Genomic DNA, 14,296 nt, shown 5'->3' on the forward strand with positions numbered 1-14,296 from the left:
TCCTTTCAACCTCTTACTTTTTAAAAATGTTTGAAAGATAGTTGAAAGACTTGATGACACTTTCGTTGACTTCGTCTAGGTCTTTGGGTCCTGACGGAGTAAATTCAATTTCCACACTAATCGGACCTTGATAATTTGCTTGCCTTAGTGTGCGAAATAATCTTGGAAAGTCCAAAAATCCGTCCCCAATCGCTGGAAAGTTCCATTCTTGATAAGAACCCAGTTTATCTTTTAAATGAATAAATTCAACGTAATCAACAGAAGCCTCTAAGTCCTCATAAGGAAGAATATCCGCGTAAAATAGGACATTCGCCGTATCATAATTGATTTTCACGCGATTATTTAACTTTTGAGCGAGTTTTTTTAGAGAACCACCTGTTGCATAATTATTTCCGTGTGTTTCAAGGAGAAGCATCTTATTTCTTTTCTCACATTTTTCAATCAATGGTTCCAGGTTCTTAGCTAGAGCCTCTTCATCCTCAATTTTATCTGTATCGTTATGTGCGTCCCCTGTTGCGGTAATGATATATTTACAATCCAATTCCACGGCTAAGTCAATGCTTCTTATTAGATTTTCTCTTCCTTCTTCGGTCATCACGTTGCTATGTGCGCCAATTCCTACACATGTCATTCCGTTGGTCTTCAGTAAGAACTTAATCTCTTCTAGCTGTTTCCTCGACATGTCCGGTAACACATGTGCCGTATGGTCTTTCACCGCTGCTAACTCGATTTGTGTAAACCCTGCTTTCCTTGCTCCAACCACCGCGTCCTCTAGTGAAAAACCATGGTACGTATTCGAATTAATGGTTAGCTGTTGTAACATATCCACCCTCCCGTCTACAAGGTAATGGATGACTACTAAATCTGACACAAGCGATAACATATACCTATAACCAGAGTATGAAATCGTTTACAAAAATAGTATAAAAGTTTGTTTCGAATTTACTTATATAGTATTGATATTTGGTGTTGGTAGATAAAAAGTATTTTGGGTGGGAATATTAAGTAGATGAATGTATTAAGAGCTAAGTAGTTTCTCAATAACTCTTAATGTGGCAAGCGCTTGTTGGCCAGTAACCAATGGTTCTTTATCCTTAATAATGGCTTCGATAAAGGAATTTATGACTCCGCTATTGGTTTGGTTGTCATTGGTCTGGATCGGTTCGAGTTCATATCTCCTCACCTCCCCGTCCTTTGTTTCAACGATCAACTGATATTTCGGATGTTGGTAGAGCTTCATAATCCCTTTTTGACAGTAGATGGTCGTAGAATTATCTTCGGATCCGTAATTCGTCCAAGAAAATAACGCGGTACCTAACCGACCTTTTTTTGTCTTCATTACACAAACGGCATTGTCACATACTTCGATAGGCTGACCAGATTCGTTAACTTTATCAAGTGACCCATGAAAGCCACGTATTTCATCGATTTCATCGGTTAAAAGGTAATGAATTAAATCAATTTTATGAATACCTAAATCGCCTACTACCCCCGAGTGGGACCGATCTTTTTTAAAAAACCAAGTGGCATTGGATTTGTCTACTCCCCAAGTTTCGGGTCCTTGATGACCAAACGTGGTTTGAAAGGTTAACACCTCTCCTAATTCCTTTTTATCAATCATCTCCTTTGCTTTTTGGTGAGCTTTTGTGAATCTTTGATTATGGCCAACCATTAATATCTTACCTGTTTTTCGCTCGGCCTCGAGTATTTTCTCAGCGTCTTTTACAGAAATCGCTAACGGTTTTTCACATAAAACATGCTTTCCACTTAACAAGGCTTGAGTAGAGTGAATATGATGGGTTTCATTGGAGGAACAATCGCTGATGGCTATGATGGTTGGATCGTTGTATAACTCCTCGACCGTTTCTACCGCACGACCTCCAAATTTGAGAGCAAGTGCTTTCGCTCTTCCCGGATTACGATCAAAGAAGATGATTTTATCCACATGCGGATTGGCTTGATACTCTGGTGCATGTCGGTATTTAGCAATGGACCCGCAGCCAATAATCCCTACTTTTATCCCCAATTTTGTCCCTCCTTTTTGTTTCTAACAACACATATGAGCCCCTTTATCCCATTGTTGATTCTCGTATAATTAATTCATGCTCCAAAATGATACTCTCCACTTTGTTACCCTTGATCTGATTAATCAACATGGTGGCTGCCGTACACCCCATTTGATACATGGGCTGAGAAACCGTCGTTAGAGTGGGATTGGTCATGTTAGAAAAACTAATCTTATCAAAGCCTACCACTGCTATCTCCTCGGGAACTCGCAAACCACTTGTGTTTAACTCTTTTAATGCACCGATGGCTAAGGTGTCAGAAACTGCGAACACCGCGGTGGGTCTTTCTTCTAATTGAAGCAGCCGTCTCATGGCTTGCACACCGTGTTGAAAGTCGAGCTGATCCGTGTTATAGATCCATTCTTCACGAATCGGGAGCTGAAACTCTTTTAACGCTCTTTCATATCCATTTCTACGTTGACGAGCATATAAGAATTTTTCATCTGAATTGATTAACGCCACTTGGTCCATACCCAATTGAATTAAATGCTTCACGGCATGATAAGCAGCTAATTCGTTATCAATCGTGACGTATGGAATACAACCACCTTCTTCATACTCACTGCATAAAATCACGGAATGATTCTCAGCTAGTTCGTTCAGCTTTTGCATATTGACGGTAGGATCCATGGAAATCACGCCATCTGCCACTTTATTTTTGACCATGTGAAAATAAATGTTCTCTCGTTCCGGATTAGAATCGGTTTCGCAAAGGAGAATATTGTAATGATTAGCAATTGCAATATTCTGGATCCCATTGATAATTTCTGTGTAAAAAGGATTGGAGATACTGGGGATTAGAACAAGTAAAAGCCGACTTTCAGAGTTCCTTAAATTTCTACCTAGCATACTAGGTTCATAGTTAAGAGCCTTGATCGCCTGTTCCACTTTCAGTCTAGTTTCTGGAGTTACTGACGTAGCCTTGTTAAGTACCCTGGAAACCGTAGCCACTGACACACCCGCAGTTTTCGCTACCTGTTGAATATTTGCCATGATACTTCCCACTTTCAGTATAGTTGATGGGTTGAAGATAAATGTAATCGATTACAAAACTGATTTTAGAATGTTTAGAATTATTTGTCAATATGTTTTTGTTGGGCGTAAAAACTCTTTTTTCACTCATTGAAGACACGAAAAATATTATGTGGAAGTCTCTCAATAAATAAAAAACGCTGCTGAAATCAAAGTCAGCAGCGTTTTCCTATGATGTTACTTATATAAAATGCCCTATTTCAAGGCATCTTTCAACTCTTTACAGGGGTTAAATACGGCATATTTAGTAGCTGGAATCGTTATCTCTTCCCCCGTTTTCGGGTTTCTTCCTTTTCTCTCCGCTCGTTCACGCGTTTCAAAGTTTCCGAAACCAAATAATTGTACCTGATCGCCACCTGCTAATGAAGTTGATATGCTATCTATAATAATGTCTACTACTTTTCTTGAGTGTTTTTTTGGTAAGTCACATTTTTTAGCTATTGAGTAGATTAAATCTGTTTTGTTCATATGATGTACCTCTATTAATCATGTTCTAGCAATTCTTGAATTGCCTATTTGTTATTTTTAACATAAGCGTATTCCGTAATGCAAGGAATAAGTAGTTTAATGGATTAACGGATTACAGGAATTATAGAAAAAAATAGGCTGCCAAAGCAGCCTACATTTGTTTGATATTACACCATCAAGTATTTGTGAACTTCGGTAGCCACTTCTCTACCTTCGTTGATCGCCCAAACGATCAGGCTTTGTCCTCTTCTTGCATCGCCAGCAGCGAACACGCCTTCTACGTTTGTTTTGTAATCACCTTTAGTAGCTTTAATCTTTTGATTAACTGATTCTACTCCGAATTGGCTTAACAGAGGCATCTCTGTTCCCTCAAAGCCAATCGCGATAAACACAAACTGAGCTGGCCATACTTTTTCCGTACCTGGAATTTCTTTAAAGTAAAAACGTCCGTTTTCATCTTTTAGTTTTTCCATTTGGATTGTGTGAAGCTCCTTCAAATTCCCATTCTCATCAGCAACGATCTTCTTTGTTTGAATCGAGTATTGACGAGGATCTTCTCCAAATTTCGCTTCTGCTTCCTTATACGCATAATCCATGGTAAACACATTTGGATATGCAGGCCATAAGTTATCAGACGTACGTTGTGCTGGCAATTGTGGATGTTTCCCGAACTGAACAACGCTGCGGCATTTTTGACGAAGAGCGGTTGCCACACAGTCAGCACCTGTGTCTCCGCCACCGATTACGATCACATCTTTGCCTTCCACGTCGATGAAGTTCCCATCTTCAAAATTCGAATCTAATAGACTTTTCGTTGATAGAGTTAAATAATCCATCGCAAAGTGAATACCCTTTGCTTCACGGCCTTCAATCACTAAATCACGTTGTCTTTGCGCCCCTGTACAAAGGATGACCGAATCGAATTGTTCTTGAAGTTCAGAAGCTTGAATATCCTTGCCCACTTCTGTATTTGTCACGAAGTCGATTCCTTCTTGCGTTAATAAACGAATGCGGCGTTCAACCACTTCTTTTTCAAGCTTCATGTTTGGAATTCCATACATGAGCAAGCCTCCTGGACGGTCGGCACGTTCAAACACAGTAACCGAGTGACCGGCTTGATTCAGTTGGTCCGCTGCTGCTAAACCGGCAGGGCCAGAACCGATGATCGCCACTTTCTTCCCAGAGCGTGAAGCAGGAATTCGCGGTGTAATCCATCCGTTTTCAAAGCCTTTATCGATAATCGCTTGTTCAATATTTTTGATCGTAACTGCCGGGTCGTAAAGGGCCACAGTACAAGAACCTTCACAAGGTGCCGGACATACTCTCCCTGTAAACTCAGGGAAATTATTGGTTTTTAACAAGCGATCTAGCGCTTCTTTCCAGCGGCCTTTATACACAAGATCATTCCACTCAGGAATCAAGTTATGAATCGGACACCCAGAAGTAGCTCCCCCAATTTCCATACCGATATGACAGAAGGGAGTGGCGCAGTCCATACACCGCGCCCCCTGTGTACTTAATTTCTCATCAGAAATAGGAAGTTTATGTTCTTTCCAATCATTTAGTCTTTGTAATGGATCTCTTTCTGCTGCTTTTTCACGAGCATATTCCATAAATCCTGTTGCTTTTCCCATGTTTTTTACTCCCCTTTCTTAGCGGATGGCAGCTTCCTGCTGTTTCGATGGTTTTGTTGTTGCTCCGGAATTCGCTAAAAAGGCGCTCATGACGGCTTCTTCTTCCGATAATCCTGCTAGTTTTTGCTCGTCGATCAAAGTGATCATTCGTTTGTAATCTTTTGGAATGACTTTGACAAATTTTCTGACACATTTTGCCCAGTCTTCTAGAATACAACTCGCCTTCACACTCTCTGTGTAGCGGTAATGGTTTTGTATTAATGTTTTTAGCTCATCCTCTTCAGTAGGAGAGGATACTGCTTCAAATTCAATCATTTCTTGGTTGGTTAGATTCTTAAATGCTTTCTCGTCCTCTGTATAAACATAGGCAATTCCACCAGACATTCCAGCTCCGAAGTTTTTCCCTACATCCCCTAAAATAACGACGCGTCCACCTGTCATATATTCACAGCCATGGTCACCAATTCCTTCAACCACAACATGTACGCCACTATTACGAACAGCAAAACGTTCCCCGGCACGTCCGTTAATATACGCTTCACCGCTGGTAGCTCCAATGAAGGCAACATTTCCTGCGATGACATTCTCGCCTGAAGCGATCTTTGTATGTTCATCAGCTTTCACGATGATTTTTCCGCCAGAAAGTCCTTTTCCAACATAATCGTTCGCGTCACCCGTTAATTCAAGTGTCATTCCCTTAGGTACAAACGCACCAAAGCTTTGACCAGCTGATCCGTTAAACTTTAACGTAATCGTATCCTCTGGAAGACCAACTTCACCATAACGTTTCGAGATTTCACTTCCAACAATCGTACCCGCTACACGATTCACGTTTGTAATCGGGAAGCTTGCTTCTACAGGTGTTCCGTCTTCTAATGCTTTTTGAACAGCCGGTAGGATATGCTTTATATCAAGACTTTCGTCAATTCGATGATTTTGAGGGTGTTTAAAGGTTGTTGCTCCTTCAGGCTTGTGCAGCAATGCTGTTAAATCTAAATGTTGCGCCTTCCAGTGTGATTTTGCACGTTCACTTACCGTTAATACATCGGTACGTCCAACCATTTCTTCCACCGATCTAAAGCCAAGCTCCGCCATCATCTCACGAACTTCTTGTGCCACAAAGCGCATGTAGTTCACGATATAATCTGCTTCACCTGTGAACTTTTTACGAAGCTCTGGATTTTGAGTCGCAATCCCTACTGGACATGTATCCAAATGACACACACGCATCATGACACAGCCAAGAACTACTAATGGTGCAGTAGCAAAGCCGAATTCCTCGGCACCTAATAATGCCGCCATGACTACGTCTTTACCAGTCATTAATTTTCCGTCTGTCTCAAGAACCACACGGTCGCGTAATCCGTTGAGCATTAGCGTTTGATGTGCCTCTGCTAATCCAAGTTCCCAAGGTAATCCAGCGTGTTGAATACTTGTTTTTGGTGAGGCACCTGTTCCACCGTCGTATCCGCTAATCACGATTACGTCAGCTACAGCTTTTGCTACACCAGCAGCAATCGTTCCGACTCCGCCCTTTGATACAAGCTTGACGCTAATGCGCGCTTGACGATTGGCATTTTTCAAATCATGAATTAGCTGAGCCAAATCTTCAATCGAGTAGATGTCATGATGTGGTGGAGGTGAAATTAAGCTAACACCAGGTGTTGAACCACGAACATCTGCTACCCATGGATACACCTTTTTCCCCATTAACTGTCCGCCTTCACCAGGCTTCGCTCCTTGAGCCATTTTAATTTGCAGCTCTTCAGCATTTACAAGATAATGACTTTTCACACCAAAACGACCAGAAGCGATTTGCTTAATTTTACTTCCTCGGTTGTCACCATTTTCATCAAGAACAAATCGGCTAGCATCTTCTCCACCTTCACCGCTATTGCTTTTTCCACCTAAACGGTTCATGGCAATAGCTAATGTTTCGTGTGCTTCCTTACTAATTGATCCAAAGCTCATCGCACCTGTTTTAAAGCGGCGAACGATCGAATCCACGCTTTCTACTTCTTCAATTGGTAACGGTTGTCTTGAACCATTGAAAGAGAATAAGTTACGTAAAAAGCCGAGTCTTTCTTCATTGGCAAGTGTCGAATATTTTTTAAATAATTCATAATCACCGTTACGGCAAGCCCATTGCAAGGTATGAATCGTTCCTGGATTAAAGGCATGGTGTTCGCCGTCATGTCTCCATTGGAAGTTACTGCCGGACTCTAACGTATGGTCAGATAATGGAGAGTAAGCTTCCGCGTGACGCAGCTTCGCTTCTTCAGCGATCGTGTCTAACCCAATTCCTCCAAGCTGTGAAACAGTTCCCGTGAAATAACGGTCGATCACATCAGAGCTGATTCCAACCGCTTCAAAAATTTGAGCGCCACGGTAACTTTGTACCGTTGAAATCCCCATTTTTGACATAACCTTCACAACGCCTTCATTCATAGAAACGATGTACTTTTTCACCGCTTCTTGATACGTGTATGGTAATGTGCCTTCAGAAACAGCTTGCTGATAAATCGAGAACGCTAGATAAGGGTTGATCGCGTCCACACCGTATCCAAGCAATACAGCAAAGTGATGAACCTCTCTTACTTCTCCAGATTCCACAATAATACTTGCCTTTGTTCGTAATCCTTCACGAATCAAATGCTGATGAAGGGTACTCACTGCTAGTAAAGATGGAATCGCAATCGTTGTTTCATTAATATGACGGTCAGATAGAATCAGTAAACTCGCTCCACCTGCAATCGCTTCTTCTGCTTGACGACAAAGGTTGTTCAGACTGCTTTCTAGATCTTCTTGGAACACACTTTCAATGACAGCACTTTTGAACTCTTTACCAATTTTTAAAGCTTCTAGCTGGCTGTTTGTCAAAATCGGTGTTTCTAACTGAATGCGACGGCAATTTTCTGCTGATGGATGAAGTAAATTCCCTTCTGCTCCTAAATAGGAAACCGTTGATGTAACAATTGCTTCACGAATCGCGTCAATCGGAGGATTCGTTACTTGAGCGAATAATTGCTTAAAGTAGTTAAACAAATTCTGCGGCTTATCTGATAAGACCGCTAGCGGCATATCGTTCCCCATCGCTCCAAGCGGATCTTTGCCTTCACTCACAGCTGGAATAATGTATTTTTGAATATCTTCATACGTATATCCAAACGCTTTTTGACGGACGATTAAATCCTCCGGAACCTCTCCTTCAGACTCTACGCTATCTTCCAAGCGAACAAGCTCTTCATTGAGCCATTGCTGGTAAGGCTGGGCTTGCGCCATCTCAGATTTTACTTCCTCGTCGGAAATAATACGACCTTCTTCTAAATCGATTAAAAGCATTTTCCCTGGTTGAAGACGCTCTTTGTATAACACCTTTTCCGGCTCTACATCGATGACACCAACCTCAGATGAGAAAATAATATAATCATCTTCTGTTACATAATAACGTGCTGGTCGAAGTCCATTACGGTCTAGAACGGCACCAATTTGTTTTCCGTCTGTAAATGAAATCGCTGATGGTCCATCCCATGGCTCCATTAATGAGCTGTGATATTCATAAAAAGCTCTCTTCTCGTCCGTGATATGAGGATTATTAGACCAAGGTTCTGGAACCAACATCATCGCAGCATGAGCAGGCTTTCTGCCGGCAAGAACCATGAATTCAAGCGCATTGTCTAAAATCGACGAATCACTTCCATCAGTATCAAGGATCGGCAATACTTTTTCTAAATCAGAACCAAATGCTTCTGATATAAATTGAGTTTCACGTGCCTTCATCCAGTGAATATTTCCTTGAAGAGTATTAATTTCACCATTGTGAATTAAATAACGATTCGGATGGGCTCTTTCCCAGCTTGGGAAGGTATTTGTACTAAAGCGTGAATGCACTAAAGCAAACGCAGACACAAAGCTCTCATCCTGTAAATCCAAATAGAATTGATCTACTTGTTCAGGAGTTAATAGTCCTTTATAAACAATCGTTCTGCTTGAAAAACTTGCAAAATAGAAACGATAGTCAGAACCCTTTGCCCAGTTTTCTGCTTGCTTACGAATGACGTATAATTTTCGTTCAAACGCTAGTGAATCACCTTCGTTATCCCCAACAAACACCTGGCGAACAACCGGGCAGCTTTCCTGTGCAGTTACCCCAATTTTCCCTGCATCGACTGGAACGTTTCTCCAGCCAAGCACCGTTTGACCTTCTTGTTCTATTATTTTATTAATATAAGCTTCTATTTCTTCCCGTTCTCTGTCATCCTTTGAGAAAAATAGCATTCCCACACCGTACTTCCCTTTTTCAGGTAAGTTCATGTCTGAACATTCTTTTCTGAAAAATAGATCCGGTATTTGAACCATTAGTCCCGCGCCATCGCCTGTTAACGGGTCACTTCCCTGTCCGCCGCGATGATCTAATTGACAAAGCATTGATAGTCCTTTTGCCACTATATCATGTGTGGCGTTCCCTTTAATGTGAGCGTATAAGCCGATTCCACATGCATCATGTTCAAATTCAGGACGGTAGAGACCTTGTGCTTTTGGTAGTTGATGATATGTCATATTCTATTCTCTCCCTGCCGATTGTTGTCGAAAAATTCATATAACATCATTTTATGTTTTCAAAATCATATAAACAATATATAATTTATATTAAATCAATCGAAAATCAATATGAATGGGAGAAGAAACAAAATGGAACTCCGTCAATTGCGCTATTTTATAGAAGTAGCCGAACGAGAACATATGACAGAAGCAGCTGATAACTTAAACGTGGCACAATCAGCGGTGAGCTATCAAATAACCAAGCTAGAAGAGGAGCTAGGGGTAAAGCTACTCGAACGAGTCGGTAGAAACATTAAGGTCACACAGATTGGATATATCTTTTTGAAGTATGTCAAAAGCTCCTTAAAAAAGCTGGATGAAGCAAAAGAGAAAATAGACGAGTACCTCGATCCTCAAGCAGGCACGATTAAAATCGGCTATCCAACAAGTCTAGCCCGATATTGGCTTCCAACGGTGATTTCTGCTTATAAGAATGATTTCCCAAATGTATCTTTCCATCTGCGTCAAGGATCGTATGCCAACTTGATCGATGCCGTGAAAAACGGGGAAATTGATTTGGCGTTCCTTGGACCTGTCCCAACCAATGATCCTGACTTAGAAACAAAGATTTTATTTATGGAAAACATCGTGGCCTTGATTCCCTCTCTGCACCCGTTAGCTGAGAAAAAAAGAATTCCTTTAAGTGATTTGCGGTCAGATAAGTTTGTCTTATTTCCGAAGGGGTATGTTCTTCGAAAGCTGGCGGTTGAAGCATGTCGTGAAGCCGGCTTTGAACCAGAGATTACCTCTGAAGGAGAGGACATGGATGCGTTAAAAGGACTCGTTTCCGCCGGAATTGGAGTCAGTCTCTTACCGGAGAGCACGTTTTATGACTCTACTCCTCGTTTTACCGTTAAAGTACCGATTGAAACGCCAAAAGCCATGCGTACCGTTGGTGTGATTATTCCGAAGCACCGGGAACTGGCACCGGCTGAGAGGAATTTTTATCAGTTTCTTATAGAGTTTTTTAATCGGTTGGAGCAGTATAAATAGTGTTGTCCAGTTACTAGGCTATAGAGAAAATGCTGATTCCCCAAACGGAAATCAGCATTTTCTCTAATCACTTTTATATCTGGCAGTGCTTTTCTCCCCTACCATTCCTAAGTGTACATCTTCGAATGCATTAATTTTTTCTCGCCAATCTCTTTTAGACCCCCACGAATGAATAGGAAAACCGCAAGCCATGAGATAACCATTAAAATAACCTGTCCAAAGGGAAACATTCCGGGAATCGATGTGTCCCATAAAGCGTGTATCCCCACTACTAAAATAAACACTTGTAAAAATTGATAATGGAATAGCATGTTAAATTGAAAAGGTTGGTCCTTTTGCACTCTACAAAACGCAGCACCTGTCAAAGCAGCCCACGCAACATGCCCACCAGGAGCATAGAAGCCTCTCAATAGGATCGTTCCATACAGACTGACTGCATCTCCCGAAAGCAGTGCTCTAAGTGCGTACCCTGCCGTTTCAAAAGCTGCAAAACCTGCCCCGACTGCAGCACCGATAAGTAAACCGTTTAAAATATATTTGTACCTTCTGTAGTGAACAAACGTAATAACGATGACGGTTTTGGCAAGCTCTTCAATGATTCCAATGGTAATCGGATTGATGGTTTTCTTCAGAATGTCGAAAAACACGAGTGCGATTAACATGGAGAGTATACCGCCAACTAACACCACATAAATCACACGGTAAATCGCAATATTCTGTGGTACATTCATCTCCCAGAAGAAAATTAACGTGGTCAACGGAACCCCAAATGCCCCAACAATAATCAGTCCCGGTAGAAAGTTCGCATTTCCAAAGTAACTCGCACCTACGTAAAATCCCGCAAAAACTAGTAGTGCAATAATGAATAACCTCGCAAACAGCCAAGGTTTGGGCCATGTATCTTTTACTTCAGATATTTTCGGTGTAGTAAGTGCTGTTCCCACAATAAACAATCGTTCCGCTTCCAGTTCACTATGATCAGCAAAAACACGAGAAAAAATATTGACAAATTTTGGTTCAACCGAACGTTCCACCTTTGGTACCACATTTACATAATTAGCAAACTCATAAAAAAAGCTGCTATCATCCTGTGGTGTATTCATTTTAAGGAACTTTTCGCCACAGCTTAAGCAGAACTTCGAACCAGTTGGATTGGCGTAATCACATTGTGAACATTTCAAAAAGTCCCACCTCTATCAATTAATGTAGCTAGGTTCAAAAAAGCTCTTACGGGCAATAACGATATCAAAAAGAGTATGTCCCAGAATAGGAAAATTAATTATTCTTTACATATAAATTCCTATCTACAAAACCAAAGAAAAAAAGCCATTTCAAAAAACCTCTTCAAATCATTTGTCCACTTTACTAAACTTCGAAAAAGAATAAATTCCTACCATCATTACCGTATCTATACTGTCCATATAATGAAGACTAACTCCAAGAGTTGTCTTCGTATCTAATAACCCCAATAATTATTAAATGTCTTTTTGTAAACAATAAATTGATTACAAAAATATAAAGGAGGAACTTTTTTGCAACAGAATCGTCAGCCTAAAAATATTATGAGACCAGAATACGCTGGTACAGATGTACAAAAAGTGAAAGAAGAAATACAAAAAGATGTTATCCAAGGAAAAGGTGCAATGACTTCCCGAGAGGCAGGAGCGATGTAAGATTAAAACACACTGAAGATGTCGTTATAGGAAACGTAAAGAGCAGAGGATCATCCTCTGCTCTCTTCCAAAAATACAGTTAGTTGTCAGTACGAAACATCAAATTCTATGCTTTAGGATAACTACATGGTTGTAATACAATTACCGTCAGTCTCAAAGGTAGATAATTCTGATTCCATCACTTTTCTGATCACTAGAATTTCATACCCCAAGGATTACTTCGTTTTTAATATTTCTCATAGATATTTCGCAATAGAAATGAATTTAAATATGCTACAAGAGAAAATCCCAAAAATATACTTAGATATAGAGCAAGTAAGAAGAGGTACGGTGAAAAGAAAATTAGCAATACTGGCCCGATAGAAAAAATCAGTACAGAAATCGTTTGGAATGGATTCGTAATGGCAATTTTCATAGCATTTACGACTGATTCTCTTATTGTATTTTTAAAACGAGCAACATAAGGGAAGATAAGTATCGTTAATAACAAATAGATGCATGTGAAAAAGAATAGACTTAAAATAATGAGCAGCGTAAAATCCCCTTCATATAAACCTAAATATAAATAATCTAAATATAGGATTAGCCCAGCGAACATTAACAGGATCCAGATACTTGTACTTTGTTTGAAATTCTTCTTGAAAGCCTGTACAAATCCACTATATACTCCACTCTCTTCATTCCGAACCATTTTTAATGTCACGGAGTAAAGTGCAGTCGTAGAAGCTCCAATCGTAAAGATAGGGATGCAAAATAATAGAAACAAGCCATTTAATACAATCAACTCGACAAATCTTGTTAGAATACGATACACAGGACCTTCCATAGATAGAAAATGTTTCATAACTCACCTCTAAAATGATAAAAATTAATAAGAAACACTACACAAATCGTCTAATGATTAAAGTAGTGTTTCATCAATCATCTACTATTCTTTAACCGAGCCGACAACAATCCCATGAATAAAATATTTTTGCAATAATGGATAAATCACTAATAATGGAATAATAGAAACCACTATTTTTGCAGCGTTTAAGTTTTTATTAGAGACTTGCATCATATTTTCTAAAGAATTAGAGCTTGCTCCTGACTTCAGCAGTTCTTCGATATTAATGGATAAGGATTGAATATAGGTCATTAATGGATAATTAGAAACTTTCGTCATATATATTAACCCTGAGAAAAAGTCATTCCAATTCCCTACAATACTAAATAATGCAACGGTAGCTAATGCTGGTAACGAGATTGGAATATAAACCCTGACTAATATTTGTAATGGATTGGCACCATCCATAATGGCCGCTTCTTCCAACGATTTAGGTATTCCTATGAAGAAATTCATGATTAATATAATGCTAAAAACTTGTACGGCACCAGGTAAAACCAGAGACCATATAGTATTCAATAGGTTTAAATTTTTCACTACTAAATACGTAGGAATCATCCCTCCATTAAATAACATCGAGAAGATTAGTAGATTCATATAGATGTTTCTACCTTTAAAAACCTTTTTAGATTTCGATAGAGGGTATGCCATTAACACAATCAAGACCATATTAATAATGAGCGATAGGAATACTCTTTGTACCGAAATTCCAAACGAACGCCAAAATTGCGCATCCTCCATGATCATCTTATATGTTTCAATCGTAAAATTCACCGGTACTAACCCTACTGCATTTGCTGTAACTGACTCACTACTACTAAAAGAAATGGCTAGAATATTCCATAAAGGAAGCAGACAGATCAATCCCAAAGAAATCACAATAGTATGAATAACAGTTCGTCCAATTCGCGCTGAAATACTTTTACTTTCAACCATATTATT

The 14,296-nt window shown here is 39.9% G+C and carries 11 protein-coding genes; 2 read left to right on the forward strand and 9 right to left on the reverse strand.

Going from position 1 to position 14,296, the window contains the following annotated elements; genetic code table 11:
- Positions 1-13 precede the first annotated feature (13 nt).
- From ACGLXV_RS12405 to gltB, 6 genes are all read right to left on the reverse strand, one after another.
- Positions 14-823, reverse strand: coding sequence for a sugar phosphate isomerase/epimerase family protein (locus ACGLXV_RS12405; protein ID WP_391558847.1), 810 nt, complete (start codon positions 821-823; stop codon positions 14-16).
- A 195-nt stretch (positions 824-1,018) separates the two neighbouring features.
- Positions 1,019-2,026 carry a Gfo/Idh/MocA family protein gene (locus tag ACGLXV_RS12410; RefSeq protein WP_391558848.1) on the reverse strand — a complete coding sequence of 336 codons (1,008 nt, stop codon included), beginning with the start codon at positions 2,024-2,026 and terminating at the stop codon, positions 1,019-1,021.
- Positions 2,027-2,069: 43 nt separating this feature from the next.
- Complete coding sequence (locus tag ACGLXV_RS12415) at positions 2,070-3,059, reverse strand: LacI family DNA-binding transcriptional regulator (RefSeq protein WP_391558849.1); 990 nt, start codon at positions 3,057-3,059, stop codon at positions 2,070-2,072.
- Between the two features lie 234 nt (positions 3,060-3,293).
- Complete coding sequence (locus ACGLXV_RS12420; RefSeq protein ID WP_119708269.1) at positions 3,294-3,566, reverse strand: HU family DNA-binding protein; 273 nt, start codon at positions 3,564-3,566, stop codon at positions 3,294-3,296.
- Positions 3,567-3,733: 167 nt separating this feature from the next.
- A complete protein-coding gene (gene gltD, locus ACGLXV_RS12425) occupies positions 3,734-5,200 on the reverse strand; it encodes a glutamate synthase small subunit (RefSeq protein WP_391558850.1) in 1,467 nt (488 codons plus the stop codon).
- Positions 5,201-5,218: 18 nt separating this feature from the next.
- Entirely contained in the window at positions 5,219-9,760 is a 4,542-nt protein-coding gene (gene gltB / locus ACGLXV_RS12430) for a glutamate synthase large subunit (protein ID WP_391558851.1), read from the reverse strand.
- 132 nt (positions 9,761-9,892) lie between these two features.
- Between gltB and gltC the strand changes: the two genes are divergently transcribed.
- Positions 9,893-10,795 (forward strand): glutamate biosynthesis transcriptional regulator GltC, encoded by a 903-nt coding sequence (gene gltC, locus ACGLXV_RS12435; RefSeq protein ID WP_391558852.1) that lies wholly within the window; start codon positions 9,893-9,895, stop codon positions 10,793-10,795.
- A gap of 107 nt (positions 10,796-10,902) precedes the next feature.
- Here gltC and ACGLXV_RS12440 read toward each other — a convergent pair whose 3' ends face one another.
- Positions 10,903-11,976, reverse strand: coding sequence for a PrsW family glutamic-type intramembrane protease (locus ACGLXV_RS12440; protein ID WP_391558853.1), 1,074 nt, complete (start codon positions 11,974-11,976; stop codon positions 10,903-10,905).
- A gap of 351 nt (positions 11,977-12,327) precedes the next feature.
- Between ACGLXV_RS12440 and ACGLXV_RS12445 the strand changes: the two genes are divergently transcribed.
- Complete coding sequence (locus ACGLXV_RS12445; protein ID WP_391558854.1) at positions 12,328-12,468, forward strand: hypothetical protein; 141 nt, start codon at positions 12,328-12,330, stop codon at positions 12,466-12,468.
- A gap of 226 nt (positions 12,469-12,694) precedes the next feature.
- Here the strand turns inward: ACGLXV_RS12445 and ACGLXV_RS12450 are convergent, their stop codons facing one another.
- Positions 12,695-13,312, reverse strand: coding sequence for a YesL family protein (locus ACGLXV_RS12450; RefSeq protein WP_391558855.1), 618 nt, complete (start codon positions 13,310-13,312; stop codon positions 12,695-12,697).
- Between the two features lie 84 nt (positions 13,313-13,396).
- Positions 13,397-14,290, reverse strand: coding sequence for a carbohydrate ABC transporter permease (locus ACGLXV_RS12455; protein WP_391558856.1), 894 nt, complete (start codon positions 14,288-14,290; stop codon positions 13,397-13,399).
- Between the last annotated feature and the right edge of the window lie 6 nt (positions 14,291-14,296).

Source organism: Robertmurraya sp. (genome assembly GCF_036676585.1).
Classification (GTDB): Bacteria; Bacillota; Bacilli; order Bacillales; family Cytobacillaceae; genus Robertmurraya_A.